The sequence below is a fragment of the Kitasatospora sp. NPDC085464 genome (assembly GCF_044541955.1).
Classification (GTDB): domain Bacteria; phylum Actinomycetota; class Actinomycetes; order Streptomycetales; family Streptomycetaceae; genus Kitasatospora.
In genome coordinates, this window is the sequence record NZ_JBITTM010000004.1 from 40627 (window position 1) to 63205 (window position 22579).

The 22579-nt window shown below is 74.7% G+C and carries 22 protein-coding genes; 14 read left to right on the forward strand and 8 right to left on the reverse strand.

Features of this window, described 5'->3' with window-relative positions:
• The first annotated feature begins 188 nt into the window (after window positions 1–188).
• The 5 genes from ACIGG8_RS04670 to ACIGG8_RS04690 all read left to right on the forward strand — a co-directional run bounded on the left by ACIGG8_RS04670 (window position 189) and on the right by ACIGG8_RS04690 (window position 5165).
• Window positions 189–752: a CGNR zinc finger domain-containing protein gene (locus ACIGG8_RS04670; protein ID WP_396545814.1), complete on the forward strand. Its 564-nt coding sequence runs from the start codon at window positions 189–191 to the stop codon at window positions 750–752.
• Between the two features lie 380 nt (window positions 753–1132).
• On the forward strand, window positions 1133–2674 hold the full coding sequence (locus ACIGG8_RS04675; RefSeq protein ID WP_396545815.1) for a DUF2079 domain-containing protein: 1542 nt from the start codon (window positions 1133–1135) through the stop codon (window positions 2672–2674).
• Between the two features lie 98 nt (window positions 2675–2772).
• Window positions 2773–3180 (forward strand): GntR family transcriptional regulator, encoded by a 408-nt coding sequence (locus tag ACIGG8_RS04680; protein WP_350523129.1) that lies wholly within the window; start codon window positions 2773–2775, stop codon window positions 3178–3180.
• Between the two features lie 18 nt (window positions 3181–3198).
• Window positions 3199–4164: an ABC transporter ATP-binding protein gene (locus ACIGG8_RS04685; RefSeq protein ID WP_396545816.1), complete on the forward strand. Its 966-nt coding sequence runs from the start codon at window positions 3199–3201 to the stop codon at window positions 4162–4164.
• Window positions 4161–5165 (forward strand): hypothetical protein, encoded by a 1005-nt coding sequence (locus ACIGG8_RS04690; protein ID WP_396545817.1) that lies wholly within the window; start codon window positions 4161–4163, stop codon window positions 5163–5165. Before ACIGG8_RS04685 ends, ACIGG8_RS04690 begins: the two co-directional genes overlap by 4 nt.
• A gap of 53 nt (window positions 5166–5218) precedes the next feature.
• Here the strand turns inward: ACIGG8_RS04690 and ACIGG8_RS04695 are convergent, their stop codons facing one another.
• The gene (locus tag ACIGG8_RS04695; RefSeq protein WP_396545818.1) at window positions 5219–5575 is read right to left on the reverse strand and encodes a zinc ribbon domain-containing protein YjdM; all 357 of its coding nucleotides are present in this window, start codon (window positions 5573–5575) and stop codon (window positions 5219–5221) included.
• Window positions 5576–5828: 253 nt separating this feature from the next.
• Here ACIGG8_RS04695 and ACIGG8_RS04700 point away from each other — a divergent pair, with 253 nt between their 5' ends.
• Window positions 5829–6677, forward strand: a complete 849-nt coding sequence (locus ACIGG8_RS04700) for a universal stress protein (protein WP_396545819.1) — start codon at window positions 5829–5831, stop codon at window positions 6675–6677.
• 33 nt (window positions 6678–6710) lie between these two features.
• On the opposite strand, the gene ACIGG8_RS04705 is transcribed toward ACIGG8_RS04700, so the two are convergent.
• Window positions 6711–7799: a hypothetical protein gene (locus ACIGG8_RS04705; RefSeq protein WP_396545820.1), complete on the reverse strand. Its 1089-nt coding sequence runs from the start codon at window positions 7797–7799 to the stop codon at window positions 6711–6713.
• 190 nt (window positions 7800–7989) lie between these two features.
• Here ACIGG8_RS04705 and ACIGG8_RS04710 point away from each other — a divergent pair, with 190 nt between their 5' ends.
• The 5 genes from ACIGG8_RS04710 to ACIGG8_RS04730 all read left to right on the forward strand — a co-directional run bounded on the left by ACIGG8_RS04710 (window position 7990) and on the right by ACIGG8_RS04730 (window position 14134).
• Window positions 7990–8463 (forward strand): nucleoside deaminase, encoded by a 474-nt coding sequence (locus ACIGG8_RS04710; RefSeq protein ID WP_396545821.1) that lies wholly within the window; start codon window positions 7990–7992, stop codon window positions 8461–8463.
• 36 nt (window positions 8464–8499) lie between these two features.
• Window positions 8500–9063, forward strand: a complete 564-nt coding sequence (locus ACIGG8_RS04715; RefSeq protein WP_396545822.1) for a YbaK/EbsC family protein — start codon at window positions 8500–8502, stop codon at window positions 9061–9063.
• 124 nt (window positions 9064–9187) lie between these two features.
• Window positions 9188–9625: a universal stress protein gene (locus tag ACIGG8_RS04720; RefSeq protein WP_350523137.1), complete on the forward strand. Its 438-nt coding sequence runs from the start codon at window positions 9188–9190 to the stop codon at window positions 9623–9625.
• A 43-nt stretch (window positions 9626–9668) separates the two neighbouring features.
• Window positions 9669–12851, forward strand: coding sequence for an ATP-binding protein (locus tag ACIGG8_RS04725; protein ID WP_396545823.1), 3183 nt, complete (start codon window positions 9669–9671; stop codon window positions 12849–12851).
• 92 nt (window positions 12852–12943) lie between these two features.
• Complete coding sequence (locus tag ACIGG8_RS04730) at window positions 12944–14134, forward strand: class I SAM-dependent methyltransferase (protein WP_396545824.1); 1191 nt, start codon at window positions 12944–12946, stop codon at window positions 14132–14134.
• A gap of 65 nt (window positions 14135–14199) precedes the next feature.
• On the opposite strand, the gene ACIGG8_RS04735 is transcribed toward ACIGG8_RS04730, so the two are convergent.
• Window positions 14200–14499: a hypothetical protein gene (locus tag ACIGG8_RS04735; RefSeq protein ID WP_350523140.1), complete on the reverse strand. Its 300-nt coding sequence runs from the start codon at window positions 14497–14499 to the stop codon at window positions 14200–14202.
• Between the two features lie 185 nt (window positions 14500–14684).
• Between ACIGG8_RS04735 and ACIGG8_RS04740 the strand changes: the two genes are divergently transcribed.
• Both ACIGG8_RS04740 and ACIGG8_RS04745 read left to right on the forward strand, forming a co-directional pair.
• A complete protein-coding gene (locus ACIGG8_RS04740) occupies window positions 14685–15875 on the forward strand; it encodes a CopD family protein (RefSeq protein WP_396545825.1) in 1191 nt (396 codons plus the stop codon).
• A gap of 168 nt (window positions 15876–16043) precedes the next feature.
• Entirely contained in the window at window positions 16044–16427 is a 384-nt protein-coding gene (locus ACIGG8_RS04745) for a hypothetical protein (RefSeq protein ID WP_396545826.1), read from the forward strand.
• Between the two features lie 25 nt (window positions 16428–16452).
• Here ACIGG8_RS04745 and ACIGG8_RS04750 read toward each other — a convergent pair whose 3' ends face one another.
• From ACIGG8_RS04750 to ACIGG8_RS04765, 4 genes are read right to left on the reverse strand one after another with little or no spacing between them, the layout of a single operon-like run.
• Window positions 16453–17637 carry an ABC transporter ATP-binding protein gene (locus ACIGG8_RS04750; RefSeq protein WP_396545827.1) on the reverse strand — a complete coding sequence of 395 codons (1185 nt, stop codon included), beginning with the start codon at window positions 17635–17637 and terminating at the stop codon, window positions 16453–16455.
• Between the two features lie 34 nt (window positions 17638–17671).
• Entirely contained in the window at window positions 17672–18505 is an 834-nt protein-coding gene (locus ACIGG8_RS04755; RefSeq protein ID WP_396545828.1) for a carbohydrate ABC transporter permease, read from the reverse strand.
• Window positions 18502–19434: a sugar ABC transporter permease gene (locus ACIGG8_RS04760; protein WP_350523145.1), complete on the reverse strand. Its 933-nt coding sequence runs from the start codon at window positions 19432–19434 to the stop codon at window positions 18502–18504. The genes ACIGG8_RS04755 and ACIGG8_RS04760 overlap by 4 nt, the downstream gene beginning before the upstream one ends.
• Window positions 19431–20708, reverse strand: coding sequence for an ABC transporter substrate-binding protein (locus ACIGG8_RS04765; protein WP_396545829.1), 1278 nt, complete (start codon window positions 20706–20708; stop codon window positions 19431–19433). The genes ACIGG8_RS04760 and ACIGG8_RS04765 overlap by 4 nt, the downstream gene beginning before the upstream one ends.
• A 291-nt stretch (window positions 20709–20999) precedes the next feature.
• Here ACIGG8_RS04765 and ACIGG8_RS04770 point away from each other — a divergent pair, with 291 nt between their 5' ends.
• The gene (locus tag ACIGG8_RS04770; protein ID WP_396545830.1) at window positions 21000–21404 is read left to right on the forward strand and encodes a hypothetical protein; all 405 of its coding nucleotides are present in this window, start codon (window positions 21000–21002) and stop codon (window positions 21402–21404) included.
• A gap of 127 nt (window positions 21405–21531) precedes the next feature.
• On the opposite strand, the gene ACIGG8_RS04775 is transcribed toward ACIGG8_RS04770, so the two are convergent.
• Complete coding sequence (locus ACIGG8_RS04775; RefSeq protein WP_396545831.1) at window positions 21532–22575, reverse strand: alcohol dehydrogenase catalytic domain-containing protein; 1044 nt, start codon at window positions 22573–22575, stop codon at window positions 21532–21534.
• Window positions 22576–22579 lie beyond the last annotated feature (4 nt).

The following is a 22579-nucleotide window of genomic DNA, read 5'->3' on the forward strand; positions in this document are numbered from 1 at the left end:
GCCGGTGCGTGGTCCGGCCCGCGTCCGGGGCTTCGCGCCCGGCGGGCCGACCACCGCGGGAGCCGGACGGGCGGTGCGCGCAGCCGTAACCGCTCCCCGCACACCTGGCCGGTGCGCGCAGCCGTAAACCGCTCCCCGCACACCGGCCGGTCCTTGCACCCCTGACAGTCACCTGTCAGGATGGTGATGTGAACCTTGACCATGTCTTCGTGTGCGGACACCCGGCCCTCGACTTCGCCGCGACCCTCCGCGCGCGGCGGTCGACCCGGTTCGAGATGTTCGTGACGCCCGAGCGGCTGAACGCCTGGTACCTGGACTGCGGACTCGTGGACACCATCACGCCCGGCGACGAGCAGGACGTCCGGGAGGCGCAGACCGTGCGCGAGGCCGTCTACCGGCTCGTCACCAGCCGCCTCGCCGAGGAGGACTTCGACCGCGAGGCGCTCGCCGTGCTCAACGCCGCCGCACGCAGGACCCCCGTGACGCCGCAGCTCACCATGGCCGGCCGGCACAACGAGGCGACGCCCGGACAGGCCCTGGCCACCGTCGCGCGGCACGCCGTCGAACTGCTCAGTGGTCCGGACGTCCCCCTGCTGAAGGAGTGCGGCAACCCGGAGTGCACGCGGGTCTACATCGACCGCTCGCGGGGCATGCGCCGCCAGTGGTGCGGCATGGAGTCCTGCGGCAACAAGATAAAGGCCGCCGCCTACCGCGCCCGGAAGAAGACCTCGCCCGCCGTGGGCGCGCACTGACCGCACCGGCCTCGCCGGCCGCTCCGACCGACATGCTCGGTGACGGCACCGGGCAGGACTCCTCGACCGTGGATCCGGGCGGGGCCGGCTGACCCGTCGGCCACCGGCCACGGCCCCCGGCACCACCGCCGTCACCTGCGGTGCCGCACACCCGACACCTGCGCACACCCGCCAGGGGCGTGACGTCGGAAAACGTTTCCATCACCGGTCGAGGTGGTGACCGGTTGATGGCAGCCGCATGCATCACCAGTCAACGTGGTGATGCACGTCTGCCTCTGCACACCGCCCGGCACCACCCGGCCTCGCCCGGGCCGAGCTTGACGCCCGCTCAGGCTTCCATCACCCTTCCACTAATCGAATAGTGAAAGGGTTCAATGCCGATGCCCCTGGCCCCCTCCCCGCACAGCCCGCCCCAGCCCCCGCCCCCACCTCAGCCGCGGCCCCAGCCGCCGGCGGCCCCGTCCCGCCACCCCGCCCGCACCCCGCGCCTGTCGCGCCACCCCGCCGCACTGGCCTGGGGCCTGGCCGAGGTCTTCGCCGCGCTCTACGTCTGCGTCGCCGCCAACCGGCACCGCCGCGGCCTCACCAAGGCCTACGACCTGGGGATCTTCGAACAGGCCATCCGGGCGTACGCGCACCTGCGGGCGCCGATCGTGCCGCTCAAGGGGCCCGGATACCACCTGCTCGGAGACCACTTCCACCCGCTGATCGCCACCCTCGCCCCCGCGTACCGGGCCTTCCCGACGCCGCTCACCCTCGTGGTCGCCCAGGCGCTGCTCATGGCGCTGGCCGTCGTCCCGCTGACCCGCTGGGCCCACGAGGTGGCCGGGCCGCGGGTGGCCCTGGTGGTCGGCTGCGTCACCGGGGCCTCCTGGGGGATCGTCAGGGCCGCGGCCGACGACTTCCACGAGATCGCGTTCGCCGTCCCGCTGCTCGCCTTCGCCGCCACCGCGCTCGGCCGGCGCCGCCCCCTGGCCGCCGCGCTCTGGTCGCTTCCGCTGCTGCTGGTCAAGGAGGACCTGGGCCTGACCGTCGCCGCCGTCGGCCTGCTGATCGCCTGGCAGGCCCGGCAGGACCGCCGCACCCCGCTGCCCGGTCTCGCCCTCGCCGCCGTCGGCCTCGCCGCGACCGCGGTGACCGTGCTCGTGGTGCTGCCCGCGTTCAACTCCGGCGGGGGCTTCGACTACTGGCAGCAGCTGGACGGCGGCGGGCAGTCCGCGCCGTGGGCGCTGCCGCTGCGCCTCCTGTGGCCGCCGGTCAAGTGGCTGCTGCTGTTCCTGCTCGCCGCCACGGCCGGCTTCCTCGGCCTGCGCTCTCCGCTCGTCCTGCTCTGCGTGCCCACCCTGGCCTGGCGGCTGCTGTCCGCCAACTCGCACTACTGGGGCGTCAGTTACCACTACAGCGCGGTGCTGATGCCGATCGCGGTCGCCGCCCTGGTCGACTCCCTCGCCCGATCCCGGGACCGGCACCCGACCGTCGGCGAGGCCACAACCGCCGGCGAGGCCGCAACCAGGCCCGCCCCGCTCCCCCGCCGCGCCCGGCGCGCACTGCTCGTCAGCGCCCTGGTGACGGTCGTGACGCTGCCGCTCTACCCGCTGCACGAGGTGGTGATGCCGGAGGCCTGGCGCACCTCGCCGCGGCTCACCGAGACCCGGGCGATGCTCCGGCTGATACCGGACGACGCCACGGTGGCCGCCTCCAACCGCCTGGCGGCCCAGCTCACCGACCGGGCGGAGGTCACCCTGGTGTGCCGGGAGCCGGCCCGGCCCGGTCCGGAGTGGGTGGTCGTCGATCTGCTCGATCCGAGCGTGCGGGCCCCGTGCGCCGTCGCCGACACCGCCCGCATGCTGACGGTCTACCAGGAGTCGGGCTACCGGCGGTTGGTCGACCGGGACGGCCTGCTGCTGCTCAAACGCCCCTGACCGGGCCGTTCGTCCCGCCCCTCCCCCGGTTCGGCTTGACCCGCGCGCCGCAGTGGGCCACCATTCCGCTATTGAACTAGTGAAAGGCCGGAACGCCGGTGATCGAGTACCGCATCGAGCGGCGCAGCGGCGTCTCCACCTACCAGCAGATCGTCCAGCAGACCAAACAGGCCCTGCGGCTCGGGCTGCTGCAGCCCGGGGACAAGCTGCCGACCGCCCGTGAGGTGGTGGAGCTGACCGCGATCAACCCCAACACCGTGCTGAAGGCCTACCGCGAACTCGAACGCGAGGGGCTGGTCGAGCCCCGGCCGGGGCTCGGCACCTTCGTCCGGCGGTCACTCGCCCGGCCGGAGGCGGCGGCCGACGGTCCGCTGCGCGCGGACCTGGTCGGCTGGGTGGACCGGGCCCGGGAGGCGGGCCTGGAGCGCGAGGACATCGCCGCGCTGATGGCCTCCGTCCTGGAGCAGCGTTTCGACACCGGGGTCTCCCCGGCAACACCGAACTGAGAACAGTGGGGGGACCGGGTGGAAGACCCGACGACCATGACGCCCGCGCTGGAGGCCGTCGGCCTCGGCAGGCGGTACCGGGGTGACTGGGCCCTGCGCGACTGCGACTTCACCGTCCCGACCGGGCGGATCTGCGGCGTGGTGGGCCCCAACGGAGCCGGCAAGAGCACCCTGCTCTCCCTCGCTGCCCGGCAACTAGCCCCCACCGAGGGCGAGTTGCGAGTGTTCGGCGAGGCCGCCGGCACACCGGAGCAGCGGGCCCGGGTCGCGTACGTGGCCCAGGACAAGCCGCTCTATCCGGGCCTCAGCGTCGCCGAGACGCTGCGGATGGGCCGTGAGCTCAATCCGGTCTGGGACCAGGAGACGGCCCAAAGCATCGTCGACCAGGGCGAGTTGCGGCCCAAGGCGCGGATCGGCTCGCTCTCCGGCGGGCAGCGCACCCGGGTCTGCCTGGCGCTCGCCCTCGGCAAGCTCCCCGACCTGCTGCTGCTCGACGAGCCGATGGCCGACCTCGACCCGCTCGCCCGCCACCAGCTCATGGGCACCCTGATGTCCGCGGCCGCCGAACGCGGCGCCACCATCGTGGTCTCCTCGCACATCCTCCCCGAGCTGGAGGGCGTCATCGACCACCTGCTGCTCGTCCAGCGGGGAGGGATCCGACTCGCCGGCGACCTGGAGGAGATCCTGGACGGGCACCAGCTGGTCACCGGGCCCGCCGGGTCCACCGCGCTCCCGGCCGACCTGGTCGTCGAGCAGCGCGTCGGCGGACGCCGGGCCACCGCGCTGGTGCGCACCGGTGAGCCGTTGGACGGTGCGTGGGAGAGCGAGCGGCCGAGCCTGGAGGAGCTGCTGCTCGGCTACCTCCGCGCACCGGCCGACGGGCACCCCACCACCGAGCACCCGGCCGACGGGAACCTCGCCACGAACCACGCGAACGACGAGCACACGAACGACGAGCACACGAACGACGGGGCCGCCGCATGAGCACGAACGTCCTGCCCGACCGCGCCACCGCACCGGCCAGCCGCCGCCCCGCCGCCCCCGGGCTGCGCGGGATGCTCTGGCTGACGACACGTCAGAACAGGGCGGTGCTGTGGACCTTGGCGGCACTGCTGGTCCTGGTGGCGGCCGACCTCCTCTGGATCCACCTCGCCAGCCGGCACACCATCGGCGTCCTGCGGCGCACCGGCTGCTACAGCCCCTCGACCTGGTCCGGCACCCGCTGCTGGACCCTGCTCTCGCCGATCGACCGTCCGACCTACTGGTTCGTCGAGATACTCCAGCCCGCGGTCACCGCCGTCCCGCTGCTGATCGGCGTCTTCGTCGGCGCGCCGCTGCTGGCCCAGGAGTACGAGCGCGGCACCATCCGGCTGATCCGCGCGCAGTCCGTCAGCCCGGTGCGCTGGCTGGCCGCCCGGCTCGCGGTGCCCGGCATCGCGGTGCTGGTCTTCAGCGGCGCGCTCGCCTCCCTGATGACCTGGGTGTGGTGGACGGACATCGTGCACGGGCCGGTCGCCTTCGACCCGCCGTTCCAGTTCTTCACCTACCCGGCCCTCGGGGTCGCGCCGATCGCCTGGTCGCTGTTCGCGCTGGCGCTGGGCGTCCTGGTCGGCCGGCTGGTGCGCCGGACGCTGCCCGCGATGTTCCTCACCGGCGCGCTGGTCGCGGGCGCCCACGGCCTGATGAGCCTGGTCCGCCCGTACTTCCACCCGATCGTCGAGACGGTGGTCCCGACGGACGCCGGACATTCCTTCATCGGGCAGCCCACCAACGCGTGGCTGGTCGAGCGCGGTTCCGTCCTGGCCGACGGCAGCCGCATCTCCGACGACACCTGCCAGTCCTCCCCCTGCGACGGGGCCACCGCCGTCTGGCTCCGCTACCACCCGGCCGACCACCTCGTGCCGATCCAGCTCGTCGAGGCCGGCATCCTGCTGGCGCTCACCGCGGTCGCCCTGCTGGTCGTGTTCCGCCGGATCCGCGCCTGAGGCTCTCGTCCTCCGGCAGGGCCGGAGGACGAGCCGAGGCCCGCGAAGGCCGCTCAGGCCTTCTTGACCACGCTGGACTTGAGCTGCATGGCGCCGAAGCCCTCGATGCGGCAGTCGATGTCGTGGCCGTCGACCCCGTCGACCAGGCGGATGTTGCGCACCTTGGTGCCGGCCTTGATGCCGGAGGCGCTGCCCTTCACCTTCAGGGCCTTGACGACGGTCACGGTGTCGCCGTCGTTCAGCACGTTGCCGACCGAGTCCTTGACCACCCGCTCCCCTCCCCCGGCGGCGGCCGCGCCGGCGTCGGCTGGCGCCCACTCGTGGCCGCACTCCGGGCAGACCATGAGGGCGTCCATCTCATAGGTGTACTCGCCGCCGCACTGCGGGCACGCGGGAAGGTTGTCGCTCATGTGATCAGGATATCCGCTCACCCGAGGGGCGTTTCCGCTGCTCAGCCGGTACGGGCGGGCGCCGGCACCGCTCCGCCGGGGCCAGGCCGGCACCCGGCGGAACGCCCCGGGAGGCGCCGGCCGCGTCCACTGCCGATACTGGGGCGGCACCCGGGCCCGCCGGGCACCGAGCCCGGGGCCGCGGGGCACCGCACCCGGGCGGACGGGCCCCGCCCCCGCCGCCCCGATCCAGCGCGGAACCGAGGAGGACGCCATGACCGGATCCGTGGTCGTCGGCTTCGACGGCTCGCCGGAGAGCCTGGCCGCCGCCGAGTGGGCCGCCCGTGAGGCGCAGCGCCGGGGCCTGCCGCTCCGGATCCTCCAGGCGTGGCCCCTGCCGAAGCGGGACGTGGTCGGCAGCGACGAGAGCTACCGGCACGTCCGGTCGCAACTCGCCGCCCGCGAGGCCGCCCTGCGCGCCCTGGTGCCCGGGGTGGAGGTCTCCTCCGCCACCGAGTCCGCCGCGCCCGCCGAGGCGCTGGAGGCCGCCGCCGGGAGCGCCGCCGTACTGGTGCTCGGCTCACGCGGACTGAGCACCGTCCGCGGCTTCCTGGTCGGCTCGGTGAGCCAGGAGGTACTGCGCCGGGCCGCCTGCCCGGTGGTGCTCGTCCGGGCGGGCGAGGAGGAGCCGGACGGCCCGGTGACGGTGGGCCTCGATCTGGCGCACCCGGCCGATCCGGTGCTGGCCTTCGCGTTCGAGGCCGCCGCGCTCCGCTCGGCGCCGTTGCGCGTGGTGCACGTCTGGTCCCCGCCGGCCGGCAGCGAGCACATGTCCTACGGCGCGATCGGCGGGCTGGAGGGCGAGGTGTCCGGCGACGAGCGGGCCGACCTCTCGGAGGCGCTGGAGTCCTGGCGGGCCCGGCACCCCGAGGTGGCCGTGACGGCCGACCTGGTCCGGGGCAGGCCCGCGGTCGAGCTCGTGGACGCGGCGGCGACGGCCCGGCTGCTCGTGGTCGGCCGCCGCAGTCATCACCGGCCGCTGCGCCACCACCACCTGGGCCCGGTCGCGCACGCCGCGATCCACCACGTCCACTGCCCGGTCGCCGTCGTCCCGTACGGCTGAACCGGCCGGCCGGAGGGGCGGCCTCGCGGCCCGTCAGCCGAGGTCGGCGCCCCCGCGCCCGAAGCAGGGGTAGCCGGGCAGCGGGTCCACCCGCCAGCCGTCGGCGACCTCGCGGAGCAGGCGCCGCATCGTCTCCGTGAACGCGGGGAGCCCGTCCAGCCGCGCCGCCGTCTCCCAGCGGTGCCTGAGCACCTGGCGCCGGGTCGGCACCGGCCGCCGGGTGCGGTGCATCGGGCCGTCCTCGGCGGTGCGCGGCAGCAGCCCCAGGGTGGCGTGCACCGTCCACACGGCCACCGCCCGCCGCATCCCGTCCTCCCACACCGCGTCCTCGGCCAGCGCCGGGTACACCGGGACGACCTCGGCCCGGTACGCCGCCTCGATCCGCCGGGCGAGCCCGTCCGGCAGCGCGAACACGCACCAGCACGAGGAGAACGGCATCCGGCAGTACGCGGCGGTCAGGAACACCGACTGGAAGTCGGCGGCCTCGAAGTCGAGCAGCCGGAGCCCGTCCGGGGTGAGCAGGTTGTTGTCCGGGCAGGTGTCCCCCGGTGTGAAGGCCGGGTACTCCTCCCCACCCGCCGTGCCGATCCGCGCGAGCTCCGCGCCGAGGCCGTCCGGTACGGCGACGCCGGCCGCCTCCAGCACGCCGGGCAGGGCCGCGGCGGCGCGGGCGATCCACGGGTCCTCCGCCCAGGTGGGCGTGCCCGTGTCGTACCGCGCCCACAGCCGGGTGAGGTCGGCGCGGCGGTCCACCGAGCGGGCCGCCAGCCGGCCGAGCCCGACCGCCCAGGCCAGCAGGCCCTCCTCGGCGGCCTTGGGGTCGTCCCCGAGCAGCAGGTCGGCGAGCGTCGGCGCGTCGCCGAGGTCCGCCAGGACGAGCAGCGGCACCTCGCGGTCCACCCCGAGCACCTCCGGGCCGGCCAGGCCGAGCGCGAGACCGGCCGCTTCGGCCGTGAAGCCGCGCAGGGCGTCCCGCCCGCCGGTGTAGGCCTTGACGACGACGCTCCGCCCCTCCGCCGTCCGGCAGCGCAGCACGGTGGTGCGGGTGCTCCCGCCCAGGTCGACGGGATCGGACAACCGGGTGGCCAGGAGGCGTTCGGCGGCACGCGTGATCTCGTTCACCCGGGCATCCTGTCACCCGGGCGCCCGCTGCCGGGCCGCTTCCGCCGAACGCCCGCCGTCATACGTTTGACCCCACGGCCCGCCCCCACGGCCCGCCCCCACGGCCCGACCCCGCCACCCGATCCGCTGCCCGATCCGACGCCCCACCCGCCACCCGACCGCACCCGTCCCGCACCCCGAGGAGCCCGCCATGGCCGACCACACCCGCACCCACCTGCTCGCCGCCATCGGGCTCGCGAACAGCGCGCGCGAGCGCGGCAACCACCCCTTCGGCGCGGTGCTGACCGACGCCGCCGGGAACGTCCTGCTCACCGCCGAGAACTCCGTGCTGACGGACCGCGACGTCACCGCCCACGCGGAGCTCAACCTGGTCCGCCGGGCCTCCCGGACCCTCGACCCGGCGCAGCTGACCGCGGCCACCCTGTACAGCAGCACCGAACCGTGCGCGATGTGCGCCGGCGCGATCTACTGGAGCGGCATCCGGCAGGTCGTCTACGCGCTCGGAGCGTCCGAGCTGATCGCCATCGCGGGGGCCGACCCGGAGGAGCCGGTGCTCGACCTGCCGTGCCGACGGGTCTTCGCCGCGGGCGGCGACACCGTGGAGGTGTCGGGCCCGCACCTGTTCGAGGAGGCGGCCGCGGTGCACGCGGGCTACTGGGGATAGCCGGGCGGGGCGGCGGCCCGCGCTACAGTCCGTCCCATGAGCGAGCCCGTGCCCCCGCCCTTCGGCAGCTTCCCGACCGCCTTCGCCGCGCTGGAGGTGTGCGACGACCTGGCCGCCCCCGTGGCCGACGCCCTGAAGAACTGGGACGCCCGGGACGCGGCCGCGTCCGTGCTCTACGTGGACACCGACCCGGAGAAGGCGGACACCGCGGTCTTCTGCGCCGCGTACGACACGCCGCCGGAGCTCTCCGCGAACTGCGTGGTGGTCGCCGCCAAACGCGCCGGCGAGGTCACCCATGCCGCGTGCCTCGCCCTGGCCACGACCCGGGTGGACGTCAACCGCGCGGTCCGCACGCACCTGGGGGCGCGCAAGGCGTCCTTCGCGCCGATGGACGTCGCGGTCGAGCTGACCGGCATGGAGTACGGCGGCATCACCCCCGTGGGCCTGCCCGCCGCCTGGCCGCTGCTCATCGACGAGGCGGTGGCCGCGGCCCCGTACGTCCTGGTCGGCAGCGGCCGGCGCCGGGGCAAGCTGATCCTCCCGGGCCGGGCGCTGGCCCGGCTGCCCGGCGCCCAGGTGCTGCCGGGCCTGGCCGGCTGAGCGGCCGGCCCCGACGCCGGCCCCGCCGCCGGGCCGCCGTCACCCGGCTGCCGGTAAGTACTGGCGGCGGCCCCGGGCGGCGCGCACCGTGGTGGAGGGGGCGACGACCGACAGGACGGTGCACATGGACGCGAACGAATCCGCTCCCCGCGTCGTGGTCGGCGTCGACGGCTCGCCGTCGTCGCACGCCGCGCTGCGCTGGGCGATCCGGCACGCCACGCTGATCGGCGGGGTCGTCGATGCGGTGGGCGCCTGGGAGCCGCCGAGCCACTTCGGCTGGTCGGCGCCGGTGGTCGACATGGCCCTCGACCGGGACGTGGCCGACCGGAAGTTCGCCGACGAGCTCCAGTCGGTGCTCGGCGAGGACCATCCGGTGGAGATCCGCCCGGCACTGGTGATGGGCGACGCCTCGGACGTGCTCCTGGACGCGTCGCGGGGCGCCGAGGTCCTGGTCGTCGGCAGCCACGGCCACGGCGGCTTCACCCGGGCCCTGCTCGGCTCGGTCAGCACGCGCTGCGCGCAGCACGCCACCTGCCCGGTGGTCATCGTGCGCGCGCAGTGATCCGCACGGGGTGACGGGGCCGGCCCGGTGGGAGAATGCCGGTGTGGGGCCGCCGGTTGAGTCGGAGCTCGTGGGCCGGGCCGCGCTGCTGACGTCGCTGTGCCGCGCGGTGGACGGCGCCGCGGCGGGCCGCGGCGGGCTGGTGCTGCTGGCCGGGGAGCCGGGGATCGGGAAGACGGCGCTCGCCGCCGAGGTGGTGCGGTACGCCCGGAGCAGCGGTGTGACGGCGGTGTGGGGCCTGTGCGAGGACGGGGGTGTCGCACCCGCGCTGTGGCCCTGGCAGCAGATCGTGCGCGCGGTCACCGGACGGGCCGGGCCGTTCGCCCCGGAGCCGCCCGGCCAACAGCCGCTCGCCGAACAGCCCCCCGGGGAACAGTCAGCCGGGGATGAGCTCCCCGGGGAGGGTCCGCCGCGGCGCACGTCGGCTCCCGCCGGCGGCGCGGACTCCCGGCTCGCCCTGTTCGACCGGATCGCGGGCCTGCTGCTGCGGGACGGCCGCCCGCTGGTGGCGGTCCTGGACGACCTGCAGTGGGCGGACCCGGCGTCGGTGCTGCTGCTCGGCCACCTGGGCCGACGCTCCCGGCACGAGCCGCTGCTGCTGATCGGCACGTACCGGGACGTCGAACTGCCCGACGACCACCCCCTGCCCGCGCTGCCCGGCGCCGAGGTGGTGGTGCTCGGCGGCCTGGACGCGACCGGCGTCGGCACGCTGCTGGAGCGGTTCGGGCCGCCCGCGACGCCGGAGGCGGCGGCCCTGGTGCACCGGAGGACCGGCGGCAACCCGTTCTTCGTCCAGCAGGTCGCCCGGCTGCGCGCCGCCGCCGCCGACAACCCGGCCGGCAGCGACAACCCGACGGTGCCCACGGCCGTCGGGCAGACGGTGGCCCGGCGCCTGGCCCGGCTGCCGGACCGGACGGCCCGGGCGCTCGGCACCGCCGCGGTGCTCGGCCGCGCCTTCACCGCCGACCGGCTCGCCGGCGTCGCGGCCGTGCCCCGGGCCGAGGTCCCCGGCCTGCTGGAACCCGCGCTGCGCGCGCGGATCGTCGCCCGTGACGGCCCGGACGGCTACCGGTTCGTCCACGACCTCTTCCGGGCGGAGCTGGTGGACCGGCTCGATCCGGCCCGCCGCGCCGAACTCCACCTCGCCGCCGCCCGGGCCCTGGCCGACACCGCCGGCCCGGCCGAGCTGGCCTGGCACCACGGCCAGGCCCTGCCGTTCGGCCCGGTCGAACCGGCCGTCCGGCACGCCGTCCGGGCCGGCGAGGAGGCGATGGCCCTGCTCGCGTACGAGGAGGCCGCCCGGTGGTGGCAGCAGGCGGTACGGCTCACCGCCCCGGACGATCCCGCGGCACTGCGGTTGCGCGCCGACCTGGCGGAGGCCGAACTGCGCGCCGGGGCGAGGGATTCGGCCGCCCGCCGGTTCGCCGAGGTGGCCGAGGCCGCCCAGGCGGCGAACCGGCCGGACCTGCTGGCGGCGGCCGCGCTCGGGCTCCACGAGGCGGGCGTCCGCAGCGACGACTCCCCGCGCGAGGTGGTCGACCGGCTGGAGCGCGCCGAGGCGGCCCTGGCCGGCGGGCCGCACGCGGCCGTGCACGCCGAGGTGCTCGCGGCCCTGGCCCGGGAGCTGGCCGACGGGCCGGAGCGGGACACCCCCCGGGCCCGGGACCTCGCCCGGCGGGCCGCGGACCGGGCCCGCGCCGCCGGCGATCCGCACGCCCTGGCCACCGCGCTGTTCGCGCAGCACGACGTCACCTGGGCGCCGGGCACCGCGCAGGACCGGCTGGCCCTCGCCGACGGCATGGTGGCGGCGGCGGTGGCGGCGCACGACACGGCACTGGAGTTCGAGGGCACGCTGTGCCGCTTCGTGGCGCTGCTGGAGCTCGCCGACCCGGGCGCGGCGGACGCGCTGCGCCGGGCGGCGGACGCGGCCGAGCGGTCCCGGCTGCCGCGCGCCCGCTACCTGGTCCGCTCCCGCGACGCCGCCTGGGCGCTGCTCCGCGGCCGCTACCGCGAGGCCGATCAACTGTCCGCCGAGGCATCCGAGTTGGCCGAGGCGATCGGTGAACCGGACGGCGCCGGGGTGAGCGCCACCCAGCGGATCGCCGGAGCGCTGGCCCGGGAGGGGCCAGCCGGGGTCGCGGCCACGCTGGCGGAGTGCGGCGACGCCGGGCTGCCGCCGGAGTTCCTGCCGCACTGGCGCTGCTTCGACCACCTGGCGGCCGACGAGCCCGGGGCGGCCGCCGCCGTGCTGCGCGCGCTGCCCGCCGCCGAGGTGCTGTCCCGCTACCGGTGGCGGGCGCTGGCGGGCCTCGCGTTCGACGTGGAGATCGCCGTGGCGGCCGGCGTTCCGGAGGTGCGCGAGGACCGCTACCGGCGGCTGCTGCCGTACGAGCGGGAGACCATCGTGATCGGCGGCGGTGTCGCCGTCCTCGGCCCGGTGGCGCTCTACCTGGGCCTGGCCGCCACCGGGCCGGAGGCCGTCCGGCACCTGACGGACGCCCTGGACGGCGCCGACCGCCTCGGCGCCCGGCCCGTCGCCGTCCGGGCCCGGCTCGAACTCGGCCGGGCGCTGCTGGCCCGCGATCCGGCGGGCGAACGCGGTCGCCTGCTGCTCGCCCAGGCGCTGGCCGCCGCCGAGGAGCTCGGCCTTGACTGGCTGCGCGACGACGCCCGGGCCACCCTCGCACGGGCGGACAGCGACCACGTGTTCCACCGGGACGGCCAGCTGTGGACGCTCGGGTACCGCGGCCGCACGGTGGTCCTCAAGGACGCCAAGGGCCTGCACGACCTGGCGCTGCTGCTGTCCTCCCCCGGCCGGGAGGTCTCCGCCACCCGGCTGCTGGGCGGCCCGGACCACCCGCCCTCCGGCAGCGACGAGCGCGCGGACGAACGGGCGCGCGCCGCCTACCGGGCCCGGCTGGACCGCCTCGACGGGGAGATCGCCGAGGCCCGCGAGCTCGACGACGTCCCCCGGCTGGCCCGCGCCGAGGAGGAACGCGACGCGCTGGTCGCCGAGTTGCGCGGCGCGTACGGCCTCGGCGGGCGCCCGCGCCGCCTCGGCGACGCCGGGGAGCGGGCGCGCACCACCGTCACCGCCCGGATCCGGGACACCATGCGCCGGATCGAGCGCGAGCACCCCGAGCTGGGCCGGCACCTCGCCGCGTCGGTCACCACCGGCCGGGCGTGCGCCTACCGCCCCGCGCAGCCGGTGCACTGGCAGCTGTGACCGCCCGACGGCCCGCCGGGCGCCCGTCCCACAGCTTGTGAGGCGGTTTCCCACGCCTCTCGGTCACCAGCACTTCCGAAGAGGTGATCGAGATGGCACCCGCCACCGAAACCGCAGCACCGGCCGAAACCGCAGCACCGGCCGAAACCGGAACGCCGAGCCCGACCCCGACCCCGACCCCGACCGAACCCTCGCCGCCGACCGGTTCCACGCCCCCGACCGTCGACCCCGACCGGCTCGAAGCCGCCGTCGGACACGTCTTCGGCGAGCTCGGCGTCAACTGCACCGCGCCGCTGATCGTGCTGGGCGACCGGCTCGGCCTGTTCCGCACGATGGCCGGCGCCGGCCCGCTCACGTCCGCCGAACTGGCCGCCCGCACCGGCCTGGTGGAGCGCTACGTCCGGGAGTGGCTGCGCGGCGTCGCCGTGGCCAGCTACCTGGACCACGACCCGGCGACGGACGGCTTCACCCTCACCGACGAGTACGCGGCCGTCCTCGCCGACGACGGCTCCCCGACCGCGCTGATCGGCGTCTTCCCCGGCCTGATCGCGCTCTGGGCGGACCTCGACCGCATCGAGGGCTTCTTCCGCACCGGCGGCGGCATGGGTTGGGGCGAGCACCACCCGGCCCTCGGCCTGGCGCAGGAGCGCTTCACCCGCCCCGCGTACGTGCACGGCCTGATCGCCGCCTGGATCCCCGCCGTCGAGGGCATCGTGCCGAGGCTCGAAGCCGGTGCCCGGGTCGCCGACGTCGGCTGCGGCCACGGCCTCTCCTCGATCCTGATCGCCCAGCGGTGGCCGCACAGCACCGTCGTCGGCTTCGATCCCGACGACGCTGCCGTCGCCCGGGCCCGGGCGTCCGCCGCCGAGGCCGGGCTCGACGGGCGGGCCGTCTTCGAGGTCGCCGACGCCGCCGGCTACCCCGGCGACGGCTACGACCTGATCACCTTCACCGACTCGCTGCACGACATGGGCGATCCGGTCGCCGCCGTGGCGCACGCCCGGGCCGCCCTCGCGGCGGACGGCGCCGTCCTGGTCGTCGAGCCGCTGGCCGCCGACCGCTTCGCCGACGACTTCGCCAATCCCTACGCCCGCGTCGGCTACGCGATCTCCACCCTGGTATGCACCCCGTCCTCGCTCGGCCAGACCGGCGCGGCCGCGCTCGGCACGATGGCCGGCGAGGCCCGGCTGCGGGAGGTCCTGGCGGCGGGCGGGCTCACCCGTGTGCGGCGGATCGCCGAGGACAGCGCCCCGCTCAACATCCTCCTGGAGGCCCGGCCCTGACCCCCGCGCGGGTGCGCCGGGCTGCGGCGCACCCGCCGTGTGCCGTCCGCACCCGCCGGGTCCGGTCAGGCGGCGCCGCTGACGCCCGGGACGACGAAGCGCCGGTGGAGCGGACTGAACGTCGTCTCCGGTGCGCCGGGGATGCCGGCCTTCTCGACCGCCGGGGCCAGCCGTTCGGCGAAGAACGTCTCGAACGCCTGCTGGGAATCCCACACGTCGGTCACGTGCAGGCCCTGCGCGTCGAACCAGGCGACGTGCAGCTGCGCACCCGCCGGTTCGAGCTCCTCCCAGCGGACCTCGTCACGCACCGTGTCGTACTGCTCCGGAGTGGCCCCGACCCACCGCATCGACATCACCACAGCCATGTCACAGCTCCCTTGCCGACTCGTCGTGACGCGAATCCCGCGCTGCTTCCACGAAACGCCCCCGCCGGCCCGTGCGCACCTCGACCCACACCGGTTCCCGAAGGTTCATCACGGATTCATGACGATAGGACAGCCGGCGGCCGAGAATGAGGGAAGGCTAACCTTCCTAAGGTTAGCCTTCCCTCATGAACAGTCTGCTGTTGGCCGCGAACACGGCCGGATACACCACGCCCCAGCTCTGGCGGATCCTCACCAAGACGGGCTACTTCATCGGCCTCAGCGGAGCCATCGGCACCACCGTCACCTACGCCACCACCGTCCTCCCGTCTCTGCGGGCCGCCGAACGCACCGGCGGCGAGGACGGCACGCACGACGCATCCGTCCTGAGATCCAGATCGGCGGTGTACCTCGCCTGGGCGGGCGTGGTGCTGCTGGTCGCCGGCTACTTCCAGCTCGCCGCCCGCGTCGCCCGCTCCGGCAAGGGCATGCCCTTCGGCGACGCCCTCGCCCCCGACCGGATCCTGGACTTCCTCCGGGCCCCCGCCGCCAAGGGCGCCTGGATCGCCCAGGGCACGGTCTACCTCGTCCAGAACGCCGCCCTGCTCGCCACGGCCGCCGCCTTGACCGCCCTGTTCGTCCCGGCCGTCCGCCGCCACACCGACCGCGTCGCCCTCGCCGCCCTGCCGGCCGCCCTCGCCGTCACCCTGATCGCCGCCGTCCCGACCACCGCGCCCGCCGACCTCGACCGCCGGCTCGACCTCGTCCTCGACCAGGTCCACATCGTCTCCGGCACCGTCTGGCTCGGCGGCCTCGCCCTGCTCGTCGCCCTCGCCGGCGCCCGCGGCCGCCTCGGTGACGCCGCCGGCCCGCTGTGGGCCGACCTGTGGCGCCGTTTCAGCCTCGTCGCCATGGTCTGCGTCGGCGCCGTCGTCGTCTCCGGCCTCTGGCTCACCTGGAAGCACGTCGGCTCGGTGTCCCAGCTGTGGACGACCGGCTACGGCCTCGCCCTGCTCGTCAAGGTCCTCCTCGTCCTCGCCCTGGTCACCGCCGGCGCGTTCAACCAGTTCTGGCTGATGCCCCGGATCGCCCGGGCCCGCCGCGCCGACGACACCGCCTCCCTCCACCACCTCACGCTGCACCACTTCCCGAAGGTCGTGTGGGGCGAGGTCGCCCTCGGGGGCGCGGTGCTGGCGGTCGTGCCGTTCCTCGCCGGCTCCGCCCGTACCGAGGCCGGCAGCGCCAAGGCCGTCTCCTCCGGCAGCCTCTTCGCCGCCGGCGCCGCCCTGGTCCTCGCCCTCGCCGTCTCCCTGTACGGCACGGTCAAGGCCTCCGACGCGCTGTCCCGCCGCGCGCCGGCCGCCCCGGCCGCGTCCTGACACCCACGCCCTGACACCCGCACCCCACCCGCGCGCGCCGCCGGTCCGGACCTCCTCCGGACCGGCGGCGCGCGTTCCGGCGTCCGGCCCGGATGCGCCCCGGGGCGCGAGGTGGTCGACTCGACACGAGGGGAAGTGTCGGGGTTGCCACCGGGAGGAGCCGTACCGATGCCCAAGGTATCCAAGCAGTCGGCGCCGCAGGTCCAGGAGTTCGGGCCGGTGACCGACCGCCGCGCGGAGATGAACGGCTACACGGTCGAGTTCGTCTCCTTCGCCGCCGAGGCCGACCTGGACGGTCCGCTGCAAGCACTGCCCGGCGGGATGTGCCACTGCCCGCACTGGGGCTACGTCATCGCCGGACGCATGCGCTTCGTCTTCGGGGACCACGAGGAGGTGTACGAGGCCGGCGACGCGTTCTACCAGCCGCCGGGCCACCGGCCGTACGTCGACGCCGGAACCGAACTGCTGCAGTTCAGCCCCACCGACGACCTCGCCGTCACCGAGCGGGCCATCATGGAGTGGATGGCCCGCCAGGAGGGCGGCACCCCGTAGTCGCCCCTGGCCGCGCCCGCCCGGCTCACCCCGGCCGGCGCTCCGGGTGGGTCAGGTTGGCGCCGTCGCGGGGGTCGAAGACGTGGATCCGGGCGGTGTCGACCCACAGCTCCAGCGGGTGGCCCTCGGCGGCGCGGGTCGCGGTGTTCAGCCGCGCGACCACGCGGTGCTCCTGCATGCCCGTGTCGGCCCGGCCCGAGTCCGCTGCGAGTTCGGCGAGTTCCTCCGTCGGCGCCGGCCCGCCCTCCTCCGCGAAGTGGACGTACACGTCGGAGCCCACGGACTCCCGGACCTCGACGGTGACGGTGCAGGTGACACCACCGGTGTGCTCGGCCGGCGCGGCGTCCTCGAAGTCCTCGGGGCGGATGCCGACGATCAGCTCACGGGGCGCGTCCGCCCGCTCCAGGGCGCGCCGGGTGCGGTCGTCCAGCGGCAGCGCGCCCAGCGAGGTGCGCAGCGCGTTCTCCTCCAGCTCGGCGCCCAGGAAGTTCATGCCGGGCGAGCCGATGAACCCGGCGACGAACAGGTTGACCGGCTCGTCGTACAGGTGCTGCGGCGAGCCGACCTGCTGGACGACGCCGGCCCGCATGACCACCACGCGGTCGCCGAGCGTCATGGCCTCCACCTGGTCGTGGGTGACGTAGACGGTGGTGGTGCCCAGACGGCGCTGGATCGCGGCGATCTGGGTGCGCATCTGGACCCTGAGCTTGGCGTCCAGGTTGGACAGCGGCTCGTCCATCAGGAAGGCCTTGGGGTCGCGGACGATGGCCCGCCCCATCGCGACCCGCTGGCGCTGGCCGCCGGAGAGGTTGGCGGGCTTGCGGTCCAGGTGCTGGGTGAGGTCCAGGATGCGGGCGGCCTCCTCCACCTTGGCGGCGATGGTCGCCTTGTCGGTCTTGGCCAGCCGCAGCGCGAAGCCCATGTTGTCGCGCACGCTCATGTGCGGGTAGAGGGCGTAGCTCTGGAAGACCATGGCGATGTCACGGTCCTTGGGCGCGCGGTCGTTGACGACCTCCCCGGCGATCCGCAGGGTGCCGTCGGTGATGTCCTCCAGCCCGGCGATCATGTTGAGCGTGGTGGACTTTCCGCAGCCGGAAGGGCCCACCAGGATCACGAACTCGCCGTCGGCGATGGTGAGGTTGACGTCGCGGACGGCGAGGGCGCCGTCGGGGTAGCGCTTGGTGATGCCGTCGAGGACGATCTCGGCCACGGTCCGCCTTCCTGGTCCGCCGGGTGGGGCGGTCTCAACCTTTGACTGCGCCGGCGGTGAGTCCGGCGACGATGCGGCGTTGGAACAGCAGCACGAAGACCACGATCGGGATCGTGATGATCACGGCGGCGGCCGCGATCGAGCCGGTCGGCTGCTCGAACTGGGAGCTCCCGGTGAAGAAGGCGATGGCGGCCGGCACCGTCCGGGCCGAGGTGGTGGAGGTCAGCGAGATCGCGAAGAGGAAGTCGTTCCAGCAGAAGATGAACACCAGGATCGCGGTGGTGAACACGCCGGGCGCCGCCAGCGGTGCGATGACCAGCCGGAACGCCTGCCAGGGCGTGGCGCCGTCGACCTTGGCCGCCTTCTCCAGGTCCCACGGGATCTCCCGGAAGAACGCGGAGAGGGCGTAGATCGCCAACGGCAGCGAGAAGGTCATGTAGGGGATGATCAGCCCGGCCCAGGTGTCGAAGAGGCCGAGCACCCGCTCGATGTTGAACAGCGGTGAGACCAGCGAGATCGGCGGGAACATCGCGATCAGCAGGGAGATGCCGATCAGCAGCCGCTTGCCGGGGAAGCGCAGCCGGGCCACCGCGTAGGCCGCCATGGTGCCGAGGACGACGGCGATGGCGGTGGAGATCACCGCGATGCCGATCGAGTTCACCAGGGCCCGGGTGAACTCCGAGGTCTGGAAGATGCCGCGGTAGTTGGCCCAGGTCCACTCGCGCGGGACGAAGTTCCCGTCGGTGAGGGTGGCGGGGTCCTTGAAGGAGAGCGCCACGATCCACCACACCGGGAAGAGCGCGTACAGGACGACGACCAGGTTGGCGACGCCCCAGCCGGTCAGCGTCCGGGCGTGTCGGGTGCTCATCGGCTCTCCGGTTCCGCGCCCGGCGTCGCCGTGCCGAACAGCTTGACGAAGACCAGGGCGATGAGTGCGACGCAGACGAAGATCAGGACGGAGATCGCCGATCCGATGCCCAGGTTGAGCGCGGTGAAGAGGTTGTCGTAGCCGAGGATCGACACCGAGCCGGTGCCGTTGGAACCGCCGGTCAGCACGTAGATGTTGTCGAAGATCCGGAAGGCGTCCAGGGTGCGGAAGAGCAGGGCGACCAGGATGGCCGGCTTCATCAGCGGCAGGATCACCAGGCGCAGCCGCTGCCCGAAGCTCGCGCCGTCCACCATCGCCGCCCGGACGGTCTCGTCGGGCACCAGGGCGAGTCCGGCGAGCAGGAGCAGGGCCATGAACGGGGTGGTCTTCCACACCTCGGCGAGGATGATCAGGCCGATGGCGGGCCACTGCTCGGTCAGCGGGGCACTGCCCTCGGGCAGCAGGGCGGCGAGGTAGCCGGTGCCGGGTGTCCAGGCGTACTGCCAGGAGTAGGCGGCGACGACGGTCACGATCCCGTACGGCACCAGGACGGCGGTGCGGACGGTGCCGCGGCCGAAGACGGCCCGGTGCATCACCAGGGCGAGGGCGAGGCCGAGGACGAGCTCGACGGCCACCGACACGACGGTGATCAGTACGGTGACGCCGAGCGCCTGCCACCAGTACGGCGAGCTCAGCACCGCGCCGTAGTTGGCGAGCCCGACCCAGTGCGCCTGCTCGGGGAAGCGCAGGTCGTAGCGCTGGAGCGAGAGGTAGACGGCGTAGCCGATGGGGTAGGCGGTGACGGCGAGCATCACGACGACCGCGGGGGCGCACAGCAGCAGGCCGAGCCGGCGTTCCTGGCGGGCGCCACGGGACGGCCCGGCCGGGGCCTTGCCGGCCGTGGCGCGGGAGGCGGTGGACGGTGTCACGGGATCAGCCCCTTCGAACCGAGGGCGTCCTGGATCTGCCCGTGGAGGTCGGCCACGTCCTTCTCCGGGCGGATGTCGGCGGGCGGGGAGAGGGTGTGCGAGACGGCGATGGAGACGTTCTGGTAGGCCGGGGTCTTCGGCCGGATGCTCGCGGAGTCCAGGGCGGCGAGCACGTCCGCGGCGAAGGGGTAGCTCCGGGTGAGTTCCGCCGCCTGGTAGAGGCTGCGCAGGGAGGGCGGGAGGCCGCCCTTCAGCGCGTTGGTCAGCTGGTTCTCCCGGTCGCGCAGGCACAGGGTGGCCTCGAAGGCGAGGTCGGGGTGCCGGCTGTAGGCGCCCACCGCGAGGTCGATCCCGCCGATGGTGACGCTGGCGGGGCGGCCGGGGATCACGGCGGGGTACGGGGCCCAGCGGAAGTGCTGGAACAGCTCGGGCTGGTTGGCCTTCATCGAGGGGTAGACGAAGGGGTAGTTGAGTTCGAACGCGGCCGTGCCGGACTCCATGGCGAGCCGGTTCTGGTCCTCCATCTGGTTCGGCAGCGACGGGTCGGCGGCGGGTGAGGTCGCCAGGTCGTGCATCACGGTGGCGGCGGTGACGGCGGGCGCCCCGAGCGAGGGGGCCTGCGCGTCGGGGGTGAGGATCGAGCCTCCGGCGCTGGTGATCAGGGTGTTGAACCAGACGGTGAGTCCCTCGTACTGGGCGCCCTGGATCTCCACGTAGTGCGGCTTGCCGGCGCGGGCCAGCTCGTCCGCCTTGGCCAGCATCTCGGCCCAGGTCCCGGGCGGGGTCTGCACCAGGTCGTCGCGGTACCAGAGCAGTTGGGTGTTGGAGTTGTACGGCGCGGCGTACAGCCGGCCCTGCCAGGTGGCGGTGCGCACCGCCGCGTCGAGGGTGTCGGCGGTGGCCCGGTCGCGCAGTTGCCCGGTCCACTCGTGGATCCAGCCTGCCTCGGCGAACTCGGCGGGCCAGGTGACGTCGAGGCCCAGGATGTCCACGTCGGTGTCGTGCGCGGCCATCCGGCGCACCAGCTGCTGGCGTTGGCCGTCCGCGCCGCGCGGCAGTTTGTTGTAGCGGATCGTGTAACGCCCGCCGGACTGCTGCCCGCAGCGGTCGGCGGCCTGCTGCAGGGCGCCCGAGTCGTCCGGGAAGTTGTACCAGTTCAGGGTGGCCTGGCCGCTCTGCCCGCTGCTCCCGCAGCCCGTCAGAGCGGACGCGACGACGGCCAGCCCGGCGGCGGCACTCGCCCACCGTGAGCGGAGACTGGGGACCCTCGGCATCGTTCTCCCGTGGTGGGGCGGACCGGCCCCGCCGACCCTAGCCCGGCGCCACCGCCGCTCCCCGACGTGCCGCGCCGCCGGCCATCCGGACGGGTGAACCCCGGCCGGGGTCACCGGCCGCGGCGCACGAGGCCGCCACCCGGGGCCGGTGCGTCGTGGCGACCGGGAATCCTCCACCCGGGTCCGACACGCCACGGGCGGCGGACCATCGCCCGCCGCCCCGGGGGGCGACGCCTACTGTCACCTTCGCCCCGACCGGGGACGAACACTGACAGAAGCGGAGAAACACCCATGAACCGTCGCCTCACCCGAACACTGATCCTGCTCGCCGCCGCCGGCCTGGCCGCCGTGCCGACCGCCGCGAGCGCCGAGGTCGTCTCCGGCGGCAACCACGGGACGGTCATCGTCGGCGACAACAATCAGGTCGCCGGCTACGACATCATCAACGCGGGCCACGACGCCACCGTCGGCTCCCACAACGGCGCGAGTGGGACGACGGCCGGGGTCGCCACCGGCGCCATGGAGGCCGCGCAGGCCACCGGCGGCAACTACGGGACGGTGATCGTCGGCGACAACAACCAGGTCGCCGGGGACGACATCGTCAACGCCCTCAACGACGCCACCGTCGGCTCCTACAACGGCACCTCCACGATGGCCGCGACGATGACCGCCGCCCTGAAGGCGATCACGGGCTGAGCCCCACGCGCCCCGCGACTCGCGCCGCCGCCCCGGAACGGGCTTCCGGGGCGGCGGCGCGTGTCCTGCCCACGTCCGGCACTCCGGCGTGGCCGGGACGGGACGGGAGTCGACGGAGGGAGGCGGGTCAGGTCCGGAAGAGGGCGACCTTGAGCGCCCCGGTGCCGGCCGCGTCCGCGAAGGCGTCGTACGCGTCCTGCATCTCGCCGAGGCCGAACCGGTGCGTGACCAGGCCCCCGACGTCCAGCCGGCCGACGGCCAGCATGTCGAGCAGCATCGGGGTGCTGTGGGTGTCGACCAGGCCGGTGGTGACGGTGACGTTGCGGATCCAGAGGTCCTCCAGGTGGAGCGTCGCGGGCCCGCCGTGCACGCCGACGTTGGCCACCCGGCCGCCGGGGCGCACCAGTCGGGTGCAGAGTTCGAAGGACTCGGGCACCCCGACCGCCTCGATCGCGACGTCCACGCCGAGCCCGTCCCGGCTCAGGCCCCGGACGGCCTCCGGGGTGGCTTCGGCCACGGTCAGGGTGGTGTCGGCGCCGAAGCGCTTGGCGGCGTCCAGGCGGCTCTGCGCGAGGTCGACCGCGATGATGCGGGCCGGGCTGTACAGCCGGGCGGTGAGGATCGCGGCGAGCCCGATCGGCCCGGCGCCGACGATCGCGACGGTGTCGCCCGGCCCGACCCGGCCGTTGCGCACGCCGACCTCGTACGAGGTGGGCAGGATGTCGGCGAGCAGCAGCGCGTCCTCGTCGCGGACCCCGTCGGGCAGCTTGTACAGCGAGGTGTCCGCGAAGGGCGTGCGGACGTACTCGGCCTGGCAGCCGTCGACCAGGTGTCCGAGGATCCAGCCGCCGCCCCCGGTGCACTGGCCGTAGCTCGCGGCGCGGCAGTAGGCGCAGCGGCCGCAGGCGGAGATGCAGGAGATCAGGACGCGGTCGCCGGGTGCGACGGTGCGGACGCCCGGCCCGGTCTCGGTGACGGTGCCGACGGCCTCGTGGCCGAGGACGCGGCCCTCCTCGACCTCCGGGACGTCGCCCTTGAGGATGTGCAGGTCGGTGCCGCAGATGGTGACCGCGTCCACCCGGACGACGGCGTCCTCGGGGTCGCGGACGACCGGGTCGGGGACGTCGCCCCAGGTGCGGCGGCCGGGTCCGTGGTAGGTGAGCGCTTTCATGCTG